General features: G+C 58.1%; 19 protein-coding genes. 11 read left to right on the top strand and 8 right to left on the bottom strand.

Translation table 11 applies throughout. From position 1 onward, the window contains the following. Positions 1 to 16: 16 nt before the first annotated feature. A complete protein-coding gene (locus tag IM304_RS09785; RefSeq protein ID WP_176609896.1) occupies positions 17 to 589 on the bottom strand; it encodes a DedA family protein in 573 nt (190 codons plus the stop codon). A gap of 157 nt (positions 590 to 746) precedes the next feature. On the opposite strand from IM304_RS09785, the gene IM304_RS09780 reads away from it, so the two are divergent. Beyond that, positions 747 to 1,334 carry a Yip1 family protein gene (locus IM304_RS09780; protein WP_193355602.1) on the top strand — a complete coding sequence of 196 codons (588 nt, stop codon included), beginning with the start codon at positions 747 to 749 and terminating at the stop codon, positions 1,332 to 1,334. 166 nt (positions 1,335 to 1,500) lie between these two features. Further along, a complete protein-coding gene (gene pbpG / locus IM304_RS09775; protein WP_193355601.1) occupies positions 1,501 to 2,424 on the top strand; it encodes a D-alanyl-D-alanine endopeptidase in 924 nt (307 codons plus the stop codon). 60 nt (positions 2,425 to 2,484) lie between these two features. On the opposite strand, the gene IM304_RS09770 is transcribed toward pbpG, so the two are convergent. Then, positions 2,485 to 3,039 (bottom strand): GNAT family N-acetyltransferase, encoded by a 555-nt coding sequence (locus IM304_RS09770; RefSeq protein WP_148422754.1) that lies wholly within the window; start codon positions 3,037 to 3,039, stop codon positions 2,485 to 2,487. Between the two features lie 112 nt (positions 3,040 to 3,151). Then, a complete protein-coding gene (dld, locus tag IM304_RS09765; RefSeq protein WP_193355600.1) occupies positions 3,152 to 4,900 on the bottom strand; it encodes a D-lactate dehydrogenase in 1,749 nt (582 codons plus the stop codon). Between the two features lie 189 nt (positions 4,901 to 5,089). Here dld and bglX point away from each other — a divergent pair, with 189 nt between their 5' ends. From bglX to IM304_RS09740, 5 genes are all read left to right on the top strand, one after another. Further along, positions 5,090 to 7,387 carry a beta-glucosidase BglX gene (gene bglX, locus IM304_RS09760; RefSeq protein ID WP_193355599.1) on the top strand — a complete coding sequence of 766 codons (2,298 nt, stop codon included), beginning with the start codon at positions 5,090 to 5,092 and terminating at the stop codon, positions 7,385 to 7,387. A gap of 137 nt (positions 7,388 to 7,524) precedes the next feature. After that, on the top strand, positions 7,525 to 8,442 hold the full coding sequence (locus IM304_RS09755; protein WP_148422757.1) for an ABC transporter substrate-binding protein: 918 nt from the start codon (positions 7,525 to 7,527) through the stop codon (positions 8,440 to 8,442). Positions 8,443 to 8,454: 12 nt separating this feature from the next. Then, complete coding sequence (locus IM304_RS09750; RefSeq protein ID WP_176609899.1) at positions 8,455 to 9,612, top strand: ABC transporter permease; 1,158 nt, start codon at positions 8,455 to 8,457, stop codon at positions 9,610 to 9,612. Further along, complete coding sequence (locus IM304_RS09745) at positions 9,605 to 10,555, top strand: ABC transporter ATP-binding protein (protein WP_193355598.1); 951 nt, start codon at positions 9,605 to 9,607, stop codon at positions 10,553 to 10,555. The genes IM304_RS09750 and IM304_RS09745 overlap by 8 nt, the downstream gene beginning before the upstream one ends. Beyond that, positions 10,539 to 11,276 carry an ABC transporter permease gene (locus tag IM304_RS09740; protein WP_176609901.1) on the top strand — a complete coding sequence of 246 codons (738 nt, stop codon included), beginning with the start codon at positions 10,539 to 10,541 and terminating at the stop codon, positions 11,274 to 11,276. Before IM304_RS09745 ends, IM304_RS09740 begins: the two co-directional genes overlap by 17 nt. Here IM304_RS09740 and IM304_RS09735 read toward each other — a convergent pair. Continuing rightward, a complete protein-coding gene (locus tag IM304_RS09735) occupies positions 11,251 to 11,364 on the bottom strand; it encodes a protein YohO (RefSeq protein WP_148422764.1) in 114 nt (37 codons plus the stop codon). The genes IM304_RS09740 and IM304_RS09735 overlap by 26 nt on opposite strands. A gap of 69 nt (positions 11,365 to 11,433) precedes the next feature. Next, on the bottom strand, positions 11,434 to 12,174 hold the full coding sequence (gene mlrA, locus IM304_RS09730) for an HTH-type transcriptional regulator MlrA (protein WP_193355597.1): 741 nt from the start codon (positions 12,172 to 12,174) through the stop codon (positions 11,434 to 11,436). Between the two features lie 217 nt (positions 12,175 to 12,391). On the opposite strand from mlrA, the gene IM304_RS09725 reads away from it, so the two are divergent. The 3 genes from IM304_RS09725 to IM304_RS09715 are packed head-to-tail and all read left to right on the top strand — an operon-like array spanning position 12,392 to position 15,307. Continuing rightward, complete coding sequence (locus tag IM304_RS09725; RefSeq protein ID WP_193355596.1) at positions 12,392 to 14,077, top strand: sensor histidine kinase; 1,686 nt, start codon at positions 12,392 to 12,394, stop codon at positions 14,075 to 14,077. After that, on the top strand, positions 14,071 to 14,790 hold the full coding sequence (gene btsR / locus IM304_RS09720) for a two-component system response regulator BtsR (protein WP_176609902.1): 720 nt from the start codon (positions 14,071 to 14,073) through the stop codon (positions 14,788 to 14,790). The genes IM304_RS09725 and btsR overlap by 7 nt, the downstream gene beginning before the upstream one ends. Positions 14,791 to 14,836: 46 nt before the next feature. After that, a complete protein-coding gene (locus IM304_RS09715; RefSeq protein ID WP_148422763.1) occupies positions 14,837 to 15,307 on the top strand; it encodes a DUF1456 family protein in 471 nt (156 codons plus the stop codon). Positions 15,308 to 15,413: 106 nt separating this feature from the next. Here IM304_RS09715 and metG read toward each other — a convergent pair whose 3' ends face one another. Continuing rightward, positions 15,414 to 17,447, bottom strand: a complete 2,034-nt coding sequence (gene metG / locus IM304_RS09710; RefSeq protein WP_193355595.1) for a methionine--tRNA ligase — start codon at positions 17,445 to 17,447, stop codon at positions 15,414 to 15,416. 137 nt (positions 17,448 to 17,584) lie between these two features. Here metG and apbC point away from each other — a divergent pair, with 137 nt between their 5' ends. After that, positions 17,585 to 18,694, top strand: coding sequence for an iron-sulfur cluster carrier protein ApbC (gene apbC / locus IM304_RS09705; protein ID WP_148418279.1), 1,110 nt, complete (start codon positions 17,585 to 17,587; stop codon positions 18,692 to 18,694). Between the two features lie 88 nt (positions 18,695 to 18,782). Here the strand turns inward: apbC and IM304_RS09700 are convergent, their stop codons facing one another. Together IM304_RS09700 and IM304_RS09695 are read right to left on the bottom strand one after the other, a co-directional pair. Next, the gene (locus tag IM304_RS09700) at positions 18,783 to 19,262 is read right to left on the bottom strand and encodes a GNAT family N-acetyltransferase (RefSeq protein WP_148418278.1); all 480 of its coding nucleotides are present in this window, start codon (positions 19,260 to 19,262) and stop codon (positions 18,783 to 18,785) included. Then, positions 19,213 to 19,545 (bottom strand): RcnB family protein, encoded by a 333-nt coding sequence (locus IM304_RS09695; protein WP_176609904.1) that lies wholly within the window; start codon positions 19,543 to 19,545, stop codon positions 19,213 to 19,215. The genes IM304_RS09700 and IM304_RS09695 overlap by 50 nt, the downstream gene beginning before the upstream one ends. Between the last annotated feature and the right edge of the window lie 420 nt (positions 19,546 to 19,965).

Raw genomic sequence — 19,965 nt, 5'->3', positions numbered from 1 at the left:
GGGCAGCAGGACGCACTCACTCCTCATCCCGCCGCTTTTCGCGATGCTTAAGCCACAGCCGCACCCCAACCACCGCCACCACCACGAGGATCAACCACGCCCAGTGCTTAAGATGCCGATCGAGGTTATGCAGCCACGGCCCGATCACCTCGCCGCCCGCGTAGCCAAGCGTGGTGAAGATAAGCGCCCAGGCAATCGCCCCGATAATATTGAGCGGCAGGAAGATTTTCGGCGGTAAGCGGCTGGCGCCAATCAGTATTGGGCCAATGATGCGAAAGCCGTACATAAAGCGGGTTCCAATCACAAACAGATAGGGATGTCGCTGGATGAGCCGCTGGGCGCGGCGGATTTTTTTCTGATGCCTGGCAAAACGCTGCAGGAGCGCTGGGCCAAAGCGCAGCCCCAGAAAGTAGAGCAGCTGATCGCCAATCATTCCGCCCAGCGCCACCGCGGCGACCACCAGCGGAAACGACAGCAGTCCCTGGTGTGCGGCGACACCGCCCAGCAGCGTGATGGTTTCGCCCTCTGCCACGCTGCCGATCACCAGCGCGGCGTAGCCATATTGCTCAATGAGACCGTTGATATCCATGCTGTAAATGTCATCTCCCTTAAAATGCCTGCGTTAATCATATACCCCATCCATCAACCGCGCGGCAATCAACGGAAATTTCCCACTGTACATAAAATAATCTAAAGGCTGCATTATACTTAAGCTATCGCTGACGGGCCGACAACAAGGGGGCGTTATGAACCATGTCTGGGGACTTTTCTCCCATCCCGATCGTGAAATGCAGGTTATCCGAAACGAGAACGAAACGGTCGCGCATCACTACACCCACCACGTGCTGCTGATGGCGGCGGTGCCGGTGGTCTGCGCGTTTATTGGTACAACGCAAATCGGCTGGAACTTTGGTGATGGCACCGTGGTTAAGCTCTCCTGGTTTACCGGTTTGTATATGGCCATTCTGTTCTATGGACTGATGCTGGCCGGGGTGGCGGTAATGGGGCGGGTCATCCACTGGATGGCGCGCAACTACCCGCAGCGCCCGTCGCTGGCGCACTGTATGGTCTTCGCCGGGTACGTCGCGACCCCGCTGTTCTTAAGCGGTATTGTCGCGCTCTATCCACTGGTCTGGCTGTGCGCGCTGATCGGTACGGTTGCCCTCTTTTACACCGGTTACCTGCTGTATGTGGGGGTGCCAACCTTCCTGAATATCAATAGAGAAGAGGGCCTGAGCTTCTCCAGCTCAACGCTGGCCATCGGCGTTCTGGTCCTGGAGGCGCTTCTGGCCCTGACGGTCATTCTTTGGGGCTATGGATACCGTCTCTTTTAGCTCCACTGCATTGCTGGCGTAAATGCCAGCAATGCAGCATCTGCTCATGATTCTCCGCTGGCGACATCGTTCGCCGCCCGCTATGATGCCGAAGCCAGCCTGTGAAGCGCGTCGACGCAGGCGGTGTACGTCATAACGTGCGTGAATCATTATCAGAAGTCTCATCATGCTGAAATTCCGAGTTTCACTACTTAGCCTTGCGCTGCTGTTGGGTGTGTCCGCTACCGCGCCAGCCGTCGCCAAAACCCCCGCAGTCGTTACCGCTGCTGCGCAGCCACAGATTGCTTCCGGCAGCGCGATGATCGTTGACCTGAATACCAACAAGGTGATCTACGCCAGTCAACCGGATCTGGTGCGCCCGATTGCCTCTATTACCAAAGTCATGACCGCGATGGTGGTGCTTGATGCGCGACTGCCGCTGGACGAAAGGCTGAAGGTGGATATCAGCCACACGCCGGAGATGAAAGGGATCTATTCCCGCGTTCGTCTGAACAGTGAAATCAGCCGTAAAAATATGCTGCTGCTGGCGCTGATGTCCTCTGAGAACCGCGCGGCGGCAAGCCTCGCCCATCATTATCCTGGCGGTTACGACGCGTTTATTCGCGCGATGAACGCAAAAGCCAAAGCGCTGGGGATGAAAAACACCCGTTTCGTGGAGCCAACCGGCCTGTCGATCCATAACGTCTCGACGGCGCGAGATTTAACGAAGCTGCTGATCGCCAGTAAGCAATACCCGCTGATTGGCCAGCTCAGCACCACGCGTGAAGATATGGCGACATTCTCGAACCCGGCCTACACGCTGCCGTTCCGGAACACCAACCATCTGGTTTACCGTGACAACTGGAATATTCAGCTAACCAAGACCGGCTTTACCAATGCGGCAGGGCACTGCCTGGTGATGCGCACCGTGTTCAACGGCAAGCCGGTGGCGCTGGTGGTGATGGATGCCTTCGGCAAATACACTCACTTTGCCGATGCGAGCCGCCTGCGTACCTGGATTGAAACCGGGAAAGTGCAGCCGGTGCCGGCTTCAGCGCTGGCGTATAAAAAGCAGAAAGCGCAGCAGATGGCAACGGCGCAGAACGACTGAGCAAAGTTTTCTCCCTCGCCCACAGGGAGAGGGCCGGGGTGAGGGCACGATCTGGTGCCCTTATTCCGGCAGCGTCCAGTCCCCGTCGTTGAGCGGGCGCTGCATCATTACCGTGTCCCGCCAGTCGCCTTTCTTGTATCCCACGCTCCTGAGCTGGCCCACAATCTCGAAACCGTGTTTTTTATGCAGCCGTAACGACCCGGGGTTATTCTGCCCGTCACCAACGACGGCAATCATCTGCCGCCAGGGCCCTTGCTCACAGCGGGCAATCAGCGCCTGAAGCAGGGACGAACCAAACCCGCGGCCGGTGGTGCTGGCATCGACATAGATGGATTCTTCAAGGGTATACCGGTAGGCCTGGCGAGGACGATAAAACGTGGCGTAACAGTAGCCGACGATGATGCCGCGATACAGCGCGACCAGCCACGGTAAGCCGCTGTCGGTCACGCTTTTTATCCGCTGACGCATCTCATCGACGGTTGGGGGAACTTCCTCGAACGACGCACGCCCATGAAGCACATGCCAGGCGTATATCGCCGAGATGGCATGCGCATCGTCAGGAAGGGCGTCGCGCACCTCAATTTCGGTTTCGGATAAAATTTCTATAGCCGACATGCTCTGCCTGCTCCTCAGTCAGGAAAGCCAGAGAAACGTTTCTCTGGCTATAGGCAGCTACTCTAGTACGATTGCGGAAGGCTTAACAATCTCTAAAATTTGGCTGCTGGGTTCAATCAGCGGCTTGCGTATTGTCCTGCGCTGTTTCGGCACTCTCTTTCCAGTATTTCTTCCGGGTTGTTTTTCCAATGCCGGGGTTCATACTGTTGGTAGGGTCATTTTTGCGATAAAACGCTTTTAGGGTTTCCGGCGCCTTATACAGATGGCCCACGTTATGCTCGGCAGGGTACTGTGCGCCGCGCTCGTGCAGCAGCGCCAGCATCTGCTCTTTCAGCGCATGCGCATCAACCCCTTTTTTGACGATGTAATCCTGGTGGAAGACATAGCACATAAAGTGGCCGTAGTAGAGCTTGTGCACCAGCTTGCTGTCGATCTCCGGTGGCAGGTGTTCAAACCACTCGGTATCGTTGCGGCGCAGCGCAATATCCAGCGCCAGGATATCTTCCACCTCCTCCGAATGCACCGCCTGATAGCGAATGGCGGCTCCCGCCGCGGCAAAACGGTGCAGGAAGGCCTTGCTGCCTTCTTCCGGCGTACAGGCGAAGAAATCCCCGTCGGCGGATTTGAAAAACGCCGTAAGCCAGCTCTGCGCTTCTTCAATGCCGTCACCGGCCATCTTCAGCAGCAGGTGGTGTTCATATTTGTCACGCCAGGTCTTCATCCGCTCCGGTAAATGCGCCGGGAAGACGTTGCCCAGCTTTTGCATGAAGCGGTCGGTGAAGTGCGGCTTAAACAGCGAGACTTTCTCCAGCATCGCGTCGGTGCGGCCCTTCATGGTGAAGAAGAACGGCATTTTGTCGGTGCCGAGCTTGTCGATCATCAGGAAGGTGTCTTTGCCGTAGCGCTCGGCGATGTCGTAAATGTCCCGGTGCATGTACTCGCCCGCCACTGGCAGGTGGGCGAACTCCGCCAGAATATGGCGGCGTATCTCCGTGAGCACCTCTGGCTGATTGGTGCCGATATAAAACACCTGCTGTTTTTTCTCCGCCGGGAAGGTATCAAGGCGCACCGCAAATACGGCCAGCTTGCCCGCGCAGCCGGAGGATTCAAACAGGCGATCCGGATCGGCGTTATAGCGCGCCGGCGTATCGGCGTCGATGTCGCGCACGCGGGTGATGTAATCATGGTCGTGCGCGTGACGGCCATCGTGCTGTACGTCTTCATCCCTTACGCGGTCGTCGTCAAGCTTGCTGAGGATCTGCTCGGGCGTTACGCCCAGATCGATGCCCAGATGGTTCACCAGCGTCAGCTTGCCGTTTTCATCAATCCGCGCAAACAGCGACATCTCCGTGTAGGCCGGGCCGCGCTGCACCAGCGAGCCGCCGGAGTTATTGCAGATCCCGCCGATCACCGACGCGCCGATGCACGAGGAGCCGATCACCGAGTGCGGCTCGCGTCCCAGCGGCTTGAGCGCTTTTTCCAGCGAGTAAAGGGTGGTACCGGGGAAGGCGAGCACCTGTTCGCCTTTGTCCAGCAGGTGCAGCTTGTCGAGACGCAGGGTGCTGATGATGACGATGTCACGATCGTAGTCGTTACCGTTCGGCGTGGAGCCTTCGGTCAGGCCGGTATTGGCAGCCTGCATTAAAATAATCTTGTCCGCCGCGACGCAGGCGCTCAGCACGCGCCACAGTTCGAGCAGCGTGCCGGGGAAGACCACCGCCAGCGCGTCGCCCTGTCCGGAGCGAAAGCCCTTACGGTAGCGGGCGGTTTTAGCCGGGTCGGTAAGCAGGTGAGAGTGACCAACCAGGCGCGACAGTTCGTTAATAAATGTATTGTTATCGTCAGTTCGAACAGAAGACATCTTCCACTCCTTGTGGTGGGGCAAATTTCTCGCTGTAAAGCATAGCGCGATTAGCCGTTAAGCGGTCGGGTATTCATGAGAAAAATCAGAGAATAACCCTGCAAGGTTTTCGGGCTTTATGGCACACTGCGCTTTTCGCACGGTCTGGCCGGGTGCTTCCCGCGGTTATTGATAAGAGAGAATAACGACATGAAATGGCTATGTTCTGTAGGTGTCGCCGTCAGCCTGGCGCTGCAGCCTGCGCTGGCAGAGGATTTGTTTGGTAATCACCCGCTCACGCCTGAAGCCCGCGACGCGTTTGTCACGGAATTGCTCAAAAAGATGACGGTCGATGAGAAAATCGGCCAGCTGCGGCTGATCAGCGTCGGCCCGGATAATCCAAAAGAAGCCATCCGCGAGATGATTAAAGATAGCCAGGTGGGGGCGATTTTTAACACCGTCACCCGTCAGGATATCCGCGCCATGCAGGATCAGGTGATGGCGCTCAGCCGCCTGAAAATTCCGCTGTTCTTCGCCTACGACGTGCTGCACGGCCAGCGTACCGTTTTCCCCATCAGCCTCGGCTTAGCCTCCTCCTTTAACCTCGATGCGGTGAAAACCGTCGGGCGCGTATCGGCATATGAAGCCGCAGACGACGGCCTGAACATGACCTGGGCACCGATGGTCGACGTCTCCCGCGATCCGCGCTGGGGCCGCGCGTCAGAGGGCTTTGGTGAAGATACGTATTTAACTGCCACGATGGGCAAGGCCATGGTGGAAGCGATGCAGGGCAAAAGCCCGGCGGATCGCTACTCGGTGATGACCAGCGTCAAGCACTTCGCGGCCTACGGCGCGGTGGAGGGCGGCAAAGAGTACAACACCGTCGACATGAGTCCGCAGCGCCTGTTTAACGACTATATGCCGCCGTACAAAGCGGGGCTGGACGCGGGCAGCGGCGCGGTGATGGTGGCGCTGAACTCCCTCAACGGCACGCCAGCCACCTCCGATGCCTGGCTGCTGAAAGACGTGCTGCGCGACCAGTGGGGCTTTAAGGGCATCACCGTTTCTGACCACGGCGCGATTAAAGAGCTGATTAAACACGGTACGGCGTCTGACCCGGAAGATGCGGTGCGCGTGGCGCTCAAGTCCGGCATCAACATGAGCATGAGCGACGAATACTACAGCAAATACCTGCCGGGGCTGGTCAAGAGCGGCAAGGTGACGATGGCGGAGCTGGACGACGCCACGCGGCACGTGCTGAACGTGAAATACGACATGGGGCTGTTTAACGATCCGTACAGCCATCTGGGGCCGAAGGAGTCTGACCCGGCGGACACCAACGCCGAAAGCCGCCTGCACCGTAAAGAGGCCCGGGAAGTGGCGCGCGAAAGCCTGGTGCTGCTGAAAAACCGCCTCGACACGCTGCCGCTGAAAAAATCCGGCACCATTGCCGTGGTCGGCCCGCTGGCCGACAGCAAGCGTGACGTGATGGGCAGCTGGTCCGCCGCGGGCGTGGCCGATCAGTCCGTTACCGTGCTGACCGGCATCAAGAGCGCCGTGGGCGAGAACGCGAAAGTTATCTACGCCAAAGGCGCGAACGTCACTGACGACAAAGACATCGTCACGTTCCTCAATCAGTATGAGGAAGCGGTGAAGGTGGATCCGCGCACGCCGAAGGCGATGATCGACGAAGCGGTTAACGCCGCGAAGCAGTCCGACGTGGTGGTCGCGGTCGTGGGTGAAGCGCAGGGGATGGCGCACGAAGCCTCCAGCCGTACCGATATCACCATTCCGCAAAGCCAGCGCGATCTGATCGCGGCCCTGAAAGCCACCGGCAAGCCGCTGGTGCTGGTGCTGATGAACGGCCGTCCGCTGGCGCTGGTGAAAGAAGACCAGCAGGCTGACGCCATTCTGGAAACCTGGTTTGCCGGTACCGAAGGCGGTAACGCCATTGCCGACGTGCTGTTTGGCGATTACAACCCGTCCGGCAAGCTGCCGATGTCCTTCCCGCGCTCCGTCGGGCAGATCCCGGTTTACTACAGCCACCTGAACACCGGTCGCCCCTATAACGCCGATAAGCCGAACAAGTACACGTCTCGCTACTTCGACGAGGCCAACGGCCCGCTGTATCCGTTTGGCTACGGCCTGAGCTACACCACCTTCAGGGTTTCTGACGTGAAGATGTCAGTCCCGACCATGACGCGTGACGGCAAGGTCACCGCCAGCGTGGACGTGACCAACAGCGGCAAGCGCGAAGGGGCGACGGTGATCCAGATGTACGTGCAGGACGTCACCGCCTCCATGAGCCGTCCGGTGAAACAGCTGCGCGGCTTCGAGAAGGTCAACCTGAAGCCGGGCGAAACCAAAACGGTCAGCTTCCCGATCGACGTGAACGCGCTGAAGTTCTGGAATCAGCAGATGAAATACGATGCCGAGCCTGGCAAATTCAACGTGTTTATTGGCGTGGATTCCGCCCGCATGAACAAAGCCGAATTCGAACTGCAATAATCCTTCCTGCCTCACCATCCCCCGCCTGGCCGGGGGATGTCTCTCATCTTGTACTAAAAACGGTTAAATTCGCCGTTTTAAGCTACGCTTTTCTCTCAAGCCTATGAAAAAGGCCACAAAATAATGAGGAAAGCAGAATGACGATTATTAAGGGGATTTCAGGTTCAGCGGTGCTTCTGGCGGCGCTGAGCCTGCCGCTGCAGGCAGCTGAGCCGGTTAAGGTAGGCTCCAAAATTGATACCGAGGGAGCGTTGCTCGGCAATATCATTTTGCAGGTGCTTGAAAGCCACGGCGTGAAAACGGTCAATAAAGTGCAGCTTGGCACCACGCCGGTCGTGCGCGGCGCTATCACCTCTGGCGAGCTGGATATCTATCCGGAATACACCGGCAACGGGGCGTTTTTCTTCAAGGATGAAAACGATCCGGCCTGGAAAAATGCCAAAGCCGGCTATGACAAAGTCAAAAAGCTGGACGCGGAAAAAAACAAGCTGATCTGGCTGACGCCGGCACCGGCCAACAACACCTGGACAATCGCGGTGCGCAAAGATATCGCCGAAAAGGGCAAGCTTGCCTCGCTTGACGATCTCAGCCGCTACCTGAAAGAGAAGGGCGAGTTTAAGCTCGCGGCCTCGGCCGAGTTTATCGAGCGAGCGGATGCCCTGCCGGCGTTTGAAAAAGCCTATGATTTCAAGCTTGACCAGGCTCAGCTGCTCTCTCTGGCGGGCGGCGATACGGCCGTGACCATCAAGGCGGCGGCGCAGCAAACTTCCGGCGTAAATGCCGCGATGGCCTACGGCACCGACGGCCCGGTAGCGGCGCTTGGCCTGCAAACCTTAACCGATCCGAAGGGCGTTCAGCCGATTTACGCCCCCGCCCCGGTGGTGCGCGAGGCGGTTCTGCAAGCCTATCCGGATATGGACGAATGGCTGAAGCCGGTCTTTGAAAAACTGGATGCGAAAACGCTGCAACAGCTGAACGCCAGCATTGCCGTTGAGGGGCTGGATGCCAAAAAAGTGGCCGCCGACTTCCTGAAGCAACAAGGGCTTGTGAAGTAACGGGATAAGGCTGTGCCAATAAAATGTCATAACCGCGTACTGCTGCTGCTGGCCTGCGTGGCCATCGCGGCGGTCGCGTTACCCTTTGTGAATGTTGCACCAAACCGCCTGGTGTCGGGCGAACCGCGTGCGCTCTGGCAGATATGGTCGTTTACGCCGCTGCTGCTGGGGGCGGCGCTGGCGGGTGCCGTTGCCTTATCGCTCTGGCCGGGCCGCGCCGCGCAATGGCTGACGCTACTTCTCTGCGAAGCGCTGTTTATCGTGCTGTTCTGGAGCGCGGGGCAGGCGGCAGCGCAGATGGCCTCGGTTGAAAGCCCGCTTGCCCGCACGTCAATTGGCAGCGGCCTGTGGCTGTGGCTGGCGCTCTGCCTGCTGGCCTGTAGCGATGCCATTCGCCGTCTGACGCCGATGCCCGTCTGGCGCTGGCTGCTGAACGCTCAGTTCTGGGTTATCCCGCTGCTGATCCTCTTCAGCGGCGATCTGAATCAGCTCTCGCTGTTAAAAGAGTACGCCAACCGCCAGGAGGTATTTGACAACGCGCTGGTGCAGCATCTGACGATCCTGTGCGGGACGCTGCTCCCGGCGCTGCTGCTGGGCGTGCCGCTTGGCATGTGGTGCTACCGGCATCCCGGCCAGCAGGGCGCTGTCTTTACCGTGCTCAACGTCATTCAGACCATTCCCTCCGTCGCCCTGTTCGGCCTGCTGATTGCCCCTCTGGCCGGCCTGGTGAAAACTTTCCCTGCCCTGGCCGCGGTGGGCATTGCCGGAACCGGGCTGACGCCGGCGCTTATCGCCCTCGTGCTGTATGCGCTGTTACCGCTGGTGCGCGGCGTGGTGGCGGGGCTAAGCCAGGTTGCGCCGGACGTGCTGGAAAGCGCGCACGCGATGGGGATGAGTGCGCGCCAGTGTTTCTGGAAAGTACAGCTGCCGCTTGCGCTTCCCCTGCTGGTTCGCAGCCTGCGGGTGGTGACGGTGCAAACCGTAGGGATGGCGGTGATTGCCGCGCTGATTGGGGCGGGCGGCTTTGGGGCGCTGGTCTTCCAGGGGCTGCTCAGCAGCGCGCTGGATCTGGTGTTGCTGGGCGTCGTACCCACCATTGCGCTGGCGGTCGTGCTGGATGCCTTATTTGCCCTGTGGCTCGCGCTGCTCGGGAGAAGAGCCAATGATTGAATTTCACGATGTAAGTAAAACCTTTGCGGGCCGTCCGGCGGCAAGCCACCTGAACCTGAACTTTGCCGAGGGGGCGTTTTCGGTCTTGATCGGTACGTCGGGGTCGGGAAAATCCACCACCCTGAAGATGATCAACCGGCTGGTCGAGCATGACAGCGGGACGATTCGCTTTGCCGGAGAAGAGATCCGCAGCCTGCCGGTGCTGGAGCTGCGGCGTCGGATGGGCTACGCCATTCAGTCCATCGGCCTGTTTCCCCACTGGACGGTGGCGCAGAATATTGCCACCGTGCTGCAGCTGGAGAAATGGTCGCGGGCGAGGATCAACGCGCGTGTCGACGAGCTGATGGCGCTGCTGGGGCTTGACGCGTCGCTTCGCGGCCGCTATCCGCATCAGCTTTCCGGCGGACAACAGCAGCGGGTCGGCGTGGCGCGCGCGCTGGCCGCCAACCCGCAGGTGTTGCTGATGGATGAGCCCTTTGGCGCGCTGGACCCGGTTACGCGCGGCGCGCTGCAGGCGGAGATGACCCGCATCCATCGGATCCTTGGGCGTACGATCGTTCTGGTGACCCACGATATCGACGAGGCGCTGCGTCTGGCCGATCGTCTGGTGGTGATGGATCGCGGTGAGGTCGTTCAGCAGGGGACGCCGCTTGAGCTGCTGACGGCGCCGGCAAACGACTTTGTGCGCGAGTTTTTTGGCCGCAGCGAGCTGGGCGTCAGGCTGCTCTCGCTGCGCACCGTCAGGGACTATATGCGCCCGCAGGATGCGCGGGTTGGCGGCGAAGCGCTGCACGACCAGATGAGCCTGCGCGATGCGTTATCGGCGTTTGTCGCGAGGCAGTGTGAAGCGTTGCCGGTGGCGGATGCGCAGGGAACGCCGTGCGGTACGATCCATTTCCGCGATCTGCTGGCGGGGGAGGTGACGCGTGAAGCGGGTGCGTGATCCCTTGCTCTGGCTGGTGCTGCTCTTTATTGCCCTGCTGTTCCTGATGCCGCACAGCGCGTCGCTGTTCAGCGCGCTGTTTCCCGGGCTGCCGCGTCCGGTTTATCAGCAGGAGAGCTTTGTTAATCTCACCCTGGCGCACTTCTGGCTGGTGGCGGTTTCGAGCGTGGTCGCCATCGTGCTGGGCGTGGGGGCGGGTATTGCGGTGACGAGACCTGCGGGCAGGGAGTTTCGCCCGCTGGTGGAGACCATCGCCGCAACGGGGCAGACCTTCCCGCCCGTAGCCGTGCTGGCGATTGCGGTTCCGGCCATCGGCTTTGGACAGCAGCCGGCGATCGTTGCGCTGATTTTGTACGGCGTGTTGCCCATTCTGCAGGGAACGCTGGCGGGTATTGCGGCGGTGCCTGCATCGGTGCTGAGCGTAGCGGAAGGGATGGGGATGAGCGCCCGGCAGCGGCTGGTTAAGGTAGAGCTGCCGCTGGCTGCACCGGTGATTATCGCCGGCGTGCGGACGTCGGTAATTATCAACATCGGTACGGCAGCCATCGCCTCGACGGTGGGAGCGAATACGCTTGGTACGCCAATCATCATCGGGTTAAGCGGGTTTAATACGGCCTATATTATCCAGGGCGCTGTTCTGGTCGCGCTGGCGGCGATTGTGGTGGATCGCCTGTTCGAACGTCTGGCCGCGTATCTCAGCCAACACCGCCGCGGACAATAAACGAGTAGCCTGCGAGCATAACGCCACCGATCCCGCTGAGGGCCATCAGTGCAAAAAGGGTAATTACGGCGAGTTTCGTTGCCTTCATCATGTGCTCCTGTTGTTAACGGAACAATTATACGGTGAAGCGCAGCTGTTAATGAACCATTAAATGCCGTTACGACGCATTTGGCCCCAGCGGGTAAACGGGATAGCCATGGGCGCGCCATTCGGTCAGGAGCTGCCGCTGGGAGGCCGAGGGGACTTCTCCGCACCAGACCAGCAGCGTCTGGCCGTCAAACAGCTCCGGTCTGAGCTGGGCCAGCGAGTGGGCAAGTACGTCAACGCGCCAGCCCTGCTGGATGGCTATCCACGCTTCGAGCCACAGCCGGGTGGTATCGTGCACGTTCCAGCCGACCACCAGCGCATCCTTGCTGTTTTTATTGCGCGCGGAGGCAAGACAGACGGAAATATAGTTAATCAGCACGCCGTCGAGCATGCTGAGCAGCGCCTGGAGGGTAGTTTGCTGACACTGGAGACGTCGCCGTAGGGGAATAAAAAGGTGGGTGATAAGGGTCTGCGCGGGGTAATCCCGCCCCTGTTCTTTGATCCAGCCGCGCAGACGCTGCAAATTGCCCGCCTGCAACAGCCTCAGAAGGGTGTCCTGCTGCTCGCGCCAGGCACGCTGGGTATCCGGATCGTCCTGGCTCAGCAGCGACTTCACCTTACCCACCTGCACGCCGTTGTCGATCCAGCTTTTGATCTCACGGATGCGATCGATGTCCGCATCGTTGAACAGGCGATGCCCGCCGTCCGTTCTTTGCGGCTTAAGCAATCCGTACCGTCGCTGCCACGCCCGTAGCGTAACGGGATTGATATCACACAGGAGTGCCACTTCACCTATCGTGTAAAGCGCCATTTTCGCCCCCAGGCTCACGCGTCCCCAGCTTAACTGTAGACCTACATTGCGGAACCAGGAAGAATTGATTCTTTTTTGTACAAATTATGCGAGGCACGGATCGGGTACGGCAAAAGGTGTGATAGCGGACACGATTTATCGCTTTTATGGCACGTTTCAAAGAAAGTTTACCGCCATCAGTGTATGTTACGCGTTTTTAGACTGTGCGGTTGTGGGTATGTACGAGTTTAATCTGGTGCTGCTGTTGCTTCAGCAGATGTGCGTGTTTCTTGTTATCGCGTGGCTGATGAGCAAAACGCGCCTGTTTATTCCGCTGATGCAGGTCACCGTACGTTTACCGCACAAGCTGCTCTGCTACGTCACGTTCTCCATTTTCTGCATTATGGGCACCTATTTTGGCCTCCATATTGAAGATTCTATTGCCAATACGCGCGCCATCGGCGCGGTTATGGGCGGGCTGCTGGGCGGCCCGGTTGTGGGCGGTCTGGTAGGATTAACCGGCGGCCTGCATCGCTATTCAATGGGGGGCATGACGGCGCTGAGCTGCATGATTTCGACCATCGTCGAGGGATTACTTGGCGGTCTGGTTCACAGCTACATGATCAAACGTGGCCGCCCGGATAAAGTCTTTAGCCCGCTGACCGCCGGTGCCATTACCTTTGTGGCCGAAATGGCGCAAATGGCGATCATTTTGCTTATCGCGCGTCCGTTTGAAGATGCCCTGCACCTGGTGAGCAATATCGCCGCGCCGATGATGGTGACCAACACCGTGGGGGCGGCGCTGTTTATGCGCATTCTGCTCGACAAACGCGCCATGTTCGAAAAATACACCTCGGCATTTTCCGCCACCGCCCTGAAGGTGGCGGCCTCTACCGAAGGGATCCTGCGTCAGGGATTCAACGAAGAAAACAGCATGAAGGTGGCGCAGGTGCTTTATAAAGAGCTGGATATTGGGGCCGTGGCGATTACCGATCGCGAGAAGCTGCTGGCGTTTACCGGTACCGGAGACGATCACCATCTGCCGGGCAAACCGATCTCCTCGACCTACACCCTGCGCGCGATTGAAACGGGCGAAGTGGTCTATGCCGACGGTAACGAGGTGCCGTACCGCTGCTCCCTGCATCCGCAGTGCAAGCTCGGTTCGACGCTGGTTATTCCCCTGCGGGGCGAAAACCAGCGGGTGATGGGCACCATTAAGCTTTACGAAGCCAAAAACCGGCTGTTCAGCTCCATCAACCGCACCCTGGGAGAGGGTATAGCCCAGCTGCTTTCGGCGCAGATCCTTGCGGGGCAGTATGAGCGGCAAAAAGCGTTGCTGACGCAATCTGAAATTAAGCTCCTGCACGCCCAGGTGAACCCGCATTTCCTGTTTAACGCGCTCAATACGCTGAAGGCGGTGATCCGCCGCGACAGCGATCAGGCCGCGCAGCTGGTGCAGTTTCTGTCGACATTTTTCCGCAAAAACCTGAAGCGGCCTTCGGAGATTGTCACCCTTGCGGACGAGGTTGAGCACGTAAACGCCTATCTGCAAATCGAAAAAGCGCGCTTCCAGTCTCGTTTACAGGTGTCGTTATCCGTCCCGGACGAGCTGGCGTATCAGCATCTGCCCGCGTTTACCCTGCAACCGATCGTGGAAAACGCCATTAAGCACGGCACCTCGCAGCTGCTGGGCACCGGAGAGATTAAGATATGCGCTTCCCGTTTTAACCATCATCTGGTGCTGGATATTGAAGATAACGCCGGGCTGTACGAGGCCTCCGCGTCAGGCGGTTTAGGCATGAGCCTGGTGGATAAACGCCTGCGCGCGCACTTTGGTGACGACTGCGGTATCACCGTCGCCTGTGAGCCAGACCGCTATACCCGAATTACCTTACGATTGCCGCTGGAGGAGAACGCATGTTAAGAGTGCTGATTGTTGACGATGAGCCGTTAGCACGGGAAAACCTGCGGGTCCTGTTGCAGGAGCAGAGCGACATAGAGGTGGTGGGCGAGTGCGCGAACGCGATTGAGGGCATTGGCGCGGTGCACAAGCTGCGCCCGGACGTGCTGTTCCTCGATATTCAGATGCCGCGCATCAGCGGGCTGGAGATGGTCGGGATGCTCGATCCGGAGCATCGTCCCTATATCGTCTTTCTGACGGCGTTTGACGAATACGCCGTAAAGGCGTTTGAAGAGCACGCCTTTGACTATCTGCTGAAGCCCATCGAAGAGAAGCGGCTTGATAAGACCCTGTCCCGTTTGCGCCAGGAGCGGAGCGTGCAGGATGTGTCGCTGCTGCCGGAACACCAGCAGCCGCTGAAGTTCATCCCGTGTACCGGGCACAGCCGAATTTATCTCCTGCAAATGGATGACGTTGCCTTTGTCAGCAGCCGACTGAGCGGCGTTTACGTCACCAGCGCCGAAGGTAACGAGGGCTTTACCGAGCTGACGCTGCGCACGCTGGAGAGCCGCACGCCGCTGATCCGCTGCCATCGCCAGTATCTGGTGAACATGGCGCACCTGAAGGAGATCCGCCTGGAGGATAACGGCCAGGCCGAGCTGGTGCTGCGCGCCGGGCAAACGGTGCCCGTCAGCCGTCGCTACCTGAAAAGTTTGAAAGAGGCGATTGGCCTGTAAAACTGGTACACTGCGCCCCATTGCATCATCGACATTTGAAGGCTCTATGCTAAGTAACGATATTCTTCGTAGCCTGCGCTACACCCTGAAAGCGAACAACAATGATATGGTGCGCATTCTTGCGCTTTCCGACATGGAATCCACGTCCGCCGGGTTTGACACCTGGATGACCAAAGAAGACGAAGAGGGTTTCGTTCGCTGCCCGGACATTATCCTGTCGGGCTTTCTGAACGGGCTGATTTACGACAGGCGCGGCAAAGACGAGTCTGCGCCCGAGCTGGCGCTGGAGCGTCGGGTGAACAACAACACGGTGCTGAAAAAGCTGCGCATCGCGTTCTCCCTGAAAACGGACGATATTGTGGCGATTATGACGGAGCAAAAATACCGCGTATCCGTGCCGGAAGTCACCGCCATGATGCGCGCGCCTGACCACAAAAACTACCGCGAGTGCGGCGACCAGTTTCTGCGTAATTTCCTGCGCGGGCTGACCCACCGGGTGCATCACCCGAAGGCATAAAGGCGGTAGGGTGCGGCCTGATGCCCTCACCTCGACCCTCTCCCTAAGGGAGAGGGAGAAAATAAAATGCCATAAAAAAAGCCGGAGATTATCTCCGGCTTTTTTGTTATTTCACCTGCTGACCCGGCTTCGCGCCTTCGTCAGGGCTTAACAGGAAAATATCTTTCCCGCCAGGGCCTGCGGCCATCACCATCCCCTCAGAGATGCCGAAGCGCATTTTGCGCGGCGCCAGGTTTGCCACCATCACGGTCTGGCGGCCAATCAGCACCTGCGGATCGGGATAGGCTGAGCGGATGCCGGAGAAGACGTTACGCTTCTCGCCGCCCAGATCCAGCGTCAGGCGCAGCAGCTTGTCAGACCCCTCCACGAACTCTGCGTTTTCAATCAGCGCCACGCGCAGATCGATCTTCGCGAAATCGTCAAAGGTGATGGTTTCCTGAATCGGATCGTCAGCCAGCGGGCCGGTCACCGGGGCGGCAGCCGCTTTCACCTCTTCTTTAGAGGCTTCCACCAGCGCTTCAACCTGCTTCATTTCGATGCGGTTATACAGTGCCTTGAAGGTGTTGACCTTGTGGCCAAGCAGCGGCTGCGCCATTGCATCCCAGGTGAGTTCGGTGTTCAGGAACGCTTCCGCGCGGGCTGCAAGCTGCGGCAGCACCGGCTTCAGGTACGTCATCAGCACGCGGAACAGGTTAATGCCCATGGAGCAGATGGCCTGCAGATCGGCATCGCGGCCTTCCTGTTTTGCCACTACCCACGGCGCCTGCTCGTCGACATAGCGGTTAGCCAGGTCGGCCAGGGCCATAATTTCACGCACCGCCTTACCGAACTCGCGCGCTTCCCAGGCTTCGCCAATGGACCCGGCGGCGTCGGTGAAGGTTTTGTACAGCGCAGGGTCAGCCAGTTCAGCCGCCATCACGCCGTCAAAACGCTTGGCGATAAAGCCCGCGTTACGGGAGGCCAGGTTCACCACCTTGTTGACGATATCCGCGTTCACGCGCTGCACGAAATCTTCGAGGTTCAGGTCGATGTCGTCGATGCGGGATGAGAGCTTCGCCGTGTAGTAGTAGCGCAGGCTGTCCGCGTCGAAGTGGTTCAGCCAGGTGCTGGCCTTGATGAACGTCCCGCGAGATTTGGACATCTTCGCGCCGTTCACCGTCACGTAGCCGTGCACGAACAGGTTGGTTGGCTTGCGGAAGTTGCTGCCTTCCAGCATGGCCGGCCAGAACAGGCTGTGGAAGTAAACGATGTCTTTACCGATGAAGTGATACAGCTCGGCGGTGGAATCTTTCTTCCAGTATTCGTCGAAGCTGACGCTGTCGTCGCGCTTGTCGCACAGGTTCTTGAAGGAGCCCATGTAGCCAATTGGCGCATCCAGCCAGACGTAGAAATATTTGCCCGGCGCGTTCGGGATTTCGAAGCCGAAGTAGGGCGCATCGCGGGAGATATCCCACTGCTGCAGACCGGATTCGAACCACTCCTGCATTTTGTTCGCCACCTGCTCCTGCAGGGCGCCGCTGCGCGTCCACGCCTGAAGCATTTCGCTGAACGACGGCAGGTCGAAGAAGAAGTGCTCGGAATCACGCATGACAGGCGTCGCGCCAGAGACGACGGATTTCGGCTCGATAAGCTCGGTCGGGCTGTAGGTTGCGCCGCAGACTTCGCAGTTATCGCCGTACTGGTCCGGAGATTTACATTTCGGACAGGTGCCTTTCACGAAACGGTCCGGCAGGAACATGCCTTTTTCCGGATCGTACAGCTGAGAAATGGTGCGGTTTTTAATAAAACCGTTCTCTTTCAGACGGGTGTAGATCAGCTCCGACAGCTCGCGGTTTTCGTCGCTGTGCGTGGAGTGATAGTTGTCGTAGCTGATGTCAAAGCCAGCAAAATCGGTCTGATGCTCCTGACTCATTTCGGCAATCATCTGTTCCGGGGAGATACCCAGCTGCTGTGCTTTCAGCATGATCGGCGTACCGTGGGCATCGTCCGCGCAGATGAAGTTAACCTCGTGGCCGCGCATTCGCTGGTAACGGACCCAGACATCAGCCTGGATATGCTCCAGCATGTGGCCGAGGTGGATTGAGCCGTTGGCGTACGGCAGGGCGCACGTTACCAGAATTTTTTTCGCGACTTGAGTCATAGTGGGCATTACTTCTTTTAACTGTGAAAAGGGTTTTCGATATTACCAAAAGGGGCATTATTAAGTAAGCACAAACCGCGCCCTTTCAGGTAAACTTGTTTGTCTAAGGTCTTATTCACAAGAACAAAGGAGTCGGGATGAGTTCTCAGTCCCAGGCCAAATCACCGGAAGCCTTACGAGCAATGGTCGCCGGAACGCTGGCTAATTTTCAGCACCCAACCCTGAAGCACAATCTCACCACGCTAAAAGCGCTGCACCATGTCGCGTGGCTGGACGATACGCTGCACATTGAACTGCAAATGCCGTTCGTCTGGACCAGCGCCTTTGACGCGCTGAAAGAGCAGACCAGCTCCGAGCTGCTGCGTATTACCGGGGCAAAAGCGATTGACTGGAAGCTGAGCCACAGCATCGCCACGCTCAAGCGCGTGAAAAATCAGCCGGGCGTTAACGGCGTGAAGAACATCATCGCCGTCAGCTCAGGCAAGGGCGGGGTGGGTAAATCGTCTACCGCCGTTAACCTGGCCCTCGCGCTGGCGGCTGAAGGGGCGAAAGTCGGCATTCTGGATGCGGATATCTACGGCCCCTCCATTCCGAACATGCTCGGCGCGGAAAACCAGCGTCCGACTTCCCCAGACGGGACCCACATGGCGCCGATTATGGCGCACGGCCTGGCGACCAACTCAATTGGTTACCTGGTGACGGACGATAACGCAATGGTCTGGCGTGGCCCGATGGCCAGCAAAGCGCTGCTGCAAATGTTGCAGGAGACCATGTGGCCGGATCTGGATTATCTGGTGCTGGATATGCCGCCGGGTACCGGTGATATTCAGCTGACGCTGGCGCAGAACATTCCGGTAACCGGGGCCGTTGTGGTAACCACCCCGCAGGATATCGCGCTGATCGACGCCAAAAAAGGCATCGTGATGTTCGAGAAGGTAGAGGTGCCGGTGCTGGGCATCGTCGAGAATATGAGCATGCACATTTGCAGCAACTGCGGCCACCATGAGCCAATCTTTGGTACCGGTGGTGCGGAGAAGCTGGCGGCGCAGTATCACACTCAGCTGCTTGGGCAGATGCCGCTGCACATCACGCTGCGTGAAGATCTCGATAGCGGGAAACCGACGGTCGTCAGCCGTCCGGACAGCGAATTTGCGGAGATCTATCGTCAGCTGGCAGGGCGCGTTGCGGCGCAGCTGTACTGGCAGGGCGAGGTTATTCCAGGTGAAATCGCGTTCCGCGCGGTGTAGCGTCTCTGCGCGTTAGTGCCGGGGGGCGGCTTCGCCTTACCCGGCCTGTTGAGTTTTTACGTCAGTTAAGCGTAACCGCCACCTGACGCTAGCCCAGCCGATAGTGCATCAGGTAATACTCGCCTTCCGGTGAATCCCCTGATGCTTCAATGTGCCAGCCGTGGCGCTGGTAAAAGGCAACCGCCCGTTCATTCTTCACCAGGCACTTCAGGGCGCCGGTGCTGGTAAACGATTTCTGTACCTGTTCAAGCAACAGGCGTCCAACCCCCATGCCCTGATGCTGCGGATCGACAAACAGGTTGTGCAGAAAGTTATCGTTTTCATGGACGGAGGCAAAACCCACGCGGTGGCCGTCGTGAATCGCAACCCAGATCTGCTCGTCGCGCGTTGCGGCGTCGAAGTCCTCAAGCTGCCATTCCGCGCTGTCCAGCCACGGCCAGGCCTCGCGTCGCGCATGCAGGTAGAGCGTGCGCAGGAACGGCCTGTCGTCCTCCTGCCAGGGCCGGATCAGCATCGTATCAGCGGTGATAGAAGATATCTCCGTTATAGGCTTTGTAGATTTTGCCATCGGCATCACCGATCAGAACGTAATTCTCGCCCATGTAGGTCCAGTGCGTGCCGGCATCCGGCGCAGGAAGGTTGCGCAGCTGATACTGTTTGATGGTGTACTCGGGCGTCTGATACTGCGCAGGCGCCGTGTCGCCAATTTTGAACTTTGTAAAATCGGCAATGAACTCTTGTTCTTCATAAGCTTTGATGCCCGAAGGGGACGTCGACGCTTGCGGCGCAGAGTTCGCTACTCCCGCCAGTGACAGTAAAACGCCCAGAAGCAGCAGTTTACGCTTAGCCATTTTTTCTCCAGTCATATCGTTACTGATACTTTTGCGTGCAGATCCGGAAACGGAGGGCAGGCAGTTCATTTTAAGTATCATCATCAGGATGAGTTTGAAAAAAATGTAACAAAAGTGAAGGGATTTGTGTAGTCAAAACGGCCATAAAGTATTTTGGCTATGAATTAATGCCAGGTTTAATAGATATAATAATTATTGTTTTATTAATTAATTCTGAAAAGACATTTTCAGAGCCAATTTACAAGGATACAGGCATGCATTCAACGAATAGAACATTTAAGATTGTCCGAAACTAAACCTCCGCGATCAAGATTCAGTAATTATCCGGCTGACAAAGGCTTAATGCAGGGCTGGTGGCCAGCTTTTTAATTGATACTGGCTGCTTCGTTAATGCGTTGACTAACAGGAGCTTGTTCTTAA

Origin of the sequence: Enterobacter cloacae complex sp. P40C2, assembly GCF_014930695.1 — a bacterium.
GTDB classification, from domain to species: domain Bacteria; phylum Pseudomonadota; class Gammaproteobacteria; order Enterobacterales; family Enterobacteriaceae; genus Enterobacter; species Enterobacter pasteurii.
This window is presented reverse-complemented; position numbering and strand designations above follow the sequence as displayed.

Bases quoted from the DNA above. Each gene is read 5' to 3' on its own strand.
- IM304_RS09700 (WP_148418278.1), bottom strand. From the start codon at position 19,262: ATGGCAAAATCTACAAAGCCTATAACGGAGATATCTTCTATCACCGCT.
- apbC (WP_148418279.1), top strand. From the start codon at position 17,585: ATGAGTTCTCAGTCCCAGGCCAAATCACCGGAAGCCTTACGAGCAATG.
- IM304_RS09785 (WP_176609896.1), bottom strand. From the start codon at position 589: ATGGATATCAACGGTCTCATTGAGCAATATGGCTACGCCGCGCTGGTG.
- pbpG (WP_193355601.1), top strand. From the start codon at position 1,501: ATGCTGAAATTCCGAGTTTCACTACTTAGCCTTGCGCTGCTGTTGGGT.
- bglX (WP_193355599.1), top strand. From the start codon at position 5,090: ATGAAATGGCTATGTTCTGTAGGTGTCGCCGTCAGCCTGGCGCTGCAG.
- IM304_RS09755 (WP_148422757.1), top strand. From the start codon at position 7,525: ATGACGATTATTAAGGGGATTTCAGGTTCAGCGGTGCTTCTGGCGGCG.
- IM304_RS09745 (WP_193355598.1), top strand. From the start codon at position 9,605: ATGATTGAATTTCACGATGTAAGTAAAACCTTTGCGGGCCGTCCGGCG.
- IM304_RS09695 (WP_176609904.1), bottom strand. From the start codon at position 19,545: ATGGCTAAGCGTAAACTGCTGCTTCTGGGCGTTTTACTGTCACTGGCG.
- mlrA (WP_193355597.1), bottom strand. From the start codon at position 12,174: ATGGCGCTTTACACGATAGGTGAAGTGGCACTCCTGTGTGATATCAAT.
- IM304_RS09715 (WP_148422763.1), top strand. From the start codon at position 14,837: ATGCTAAGTAACGATATTCTTCGTAGCCTGCGCTACACCCTGAAAGCG.
- btsR (WP_176609902.1), top strand. From the start codon at position 14,071: ATGTTAAGAGTGCTGATTGTTGACGATGAGCCGTTAGCACGGGAAAAC.
- IM304_RS09770 (WP_148422754.1), bottom strand. From the start codon at position 3,039: ATGTCGGCTATAGAAATTTTATCCGAAACCGAAATTGAGGTGCGCGAC.
- dld (WP_193355600.1), bottom strand. From the start codon at position 4,900: ATGTCTTCTGTTCGAACTGACGATAACAATACATTTATTAACGAACTG.
- metG (WP_193355595.1), bottom strand. From the start codon at position 17,447: ATGACTCAAGTCGCGAAAAAAATTCTGGTAACGTGCGCCCTGCCGTAC.
- IM304_RS09735 (WP_148422764.1), bottom strand. From the start codon at position 11,364: ATGAAGGCAACGAAACTCGCCGTAATTACCCTTTTTGCACTGATGGCC.
- IM304_RS09725 (WP_193355596.1), top strand. From the start codon at position 12,392: ATGTACGAGTTTAATCTGGTGCTGCTGTTGCTTCAGCAGATGTGCGTG.
- IM304_RS09780 (WP_193355602.1), top strand. From the start codon at position 747: ATGAACCATGTCTGGGGACTTTTCTCCCATCCCGATCGTGAAATGCAG.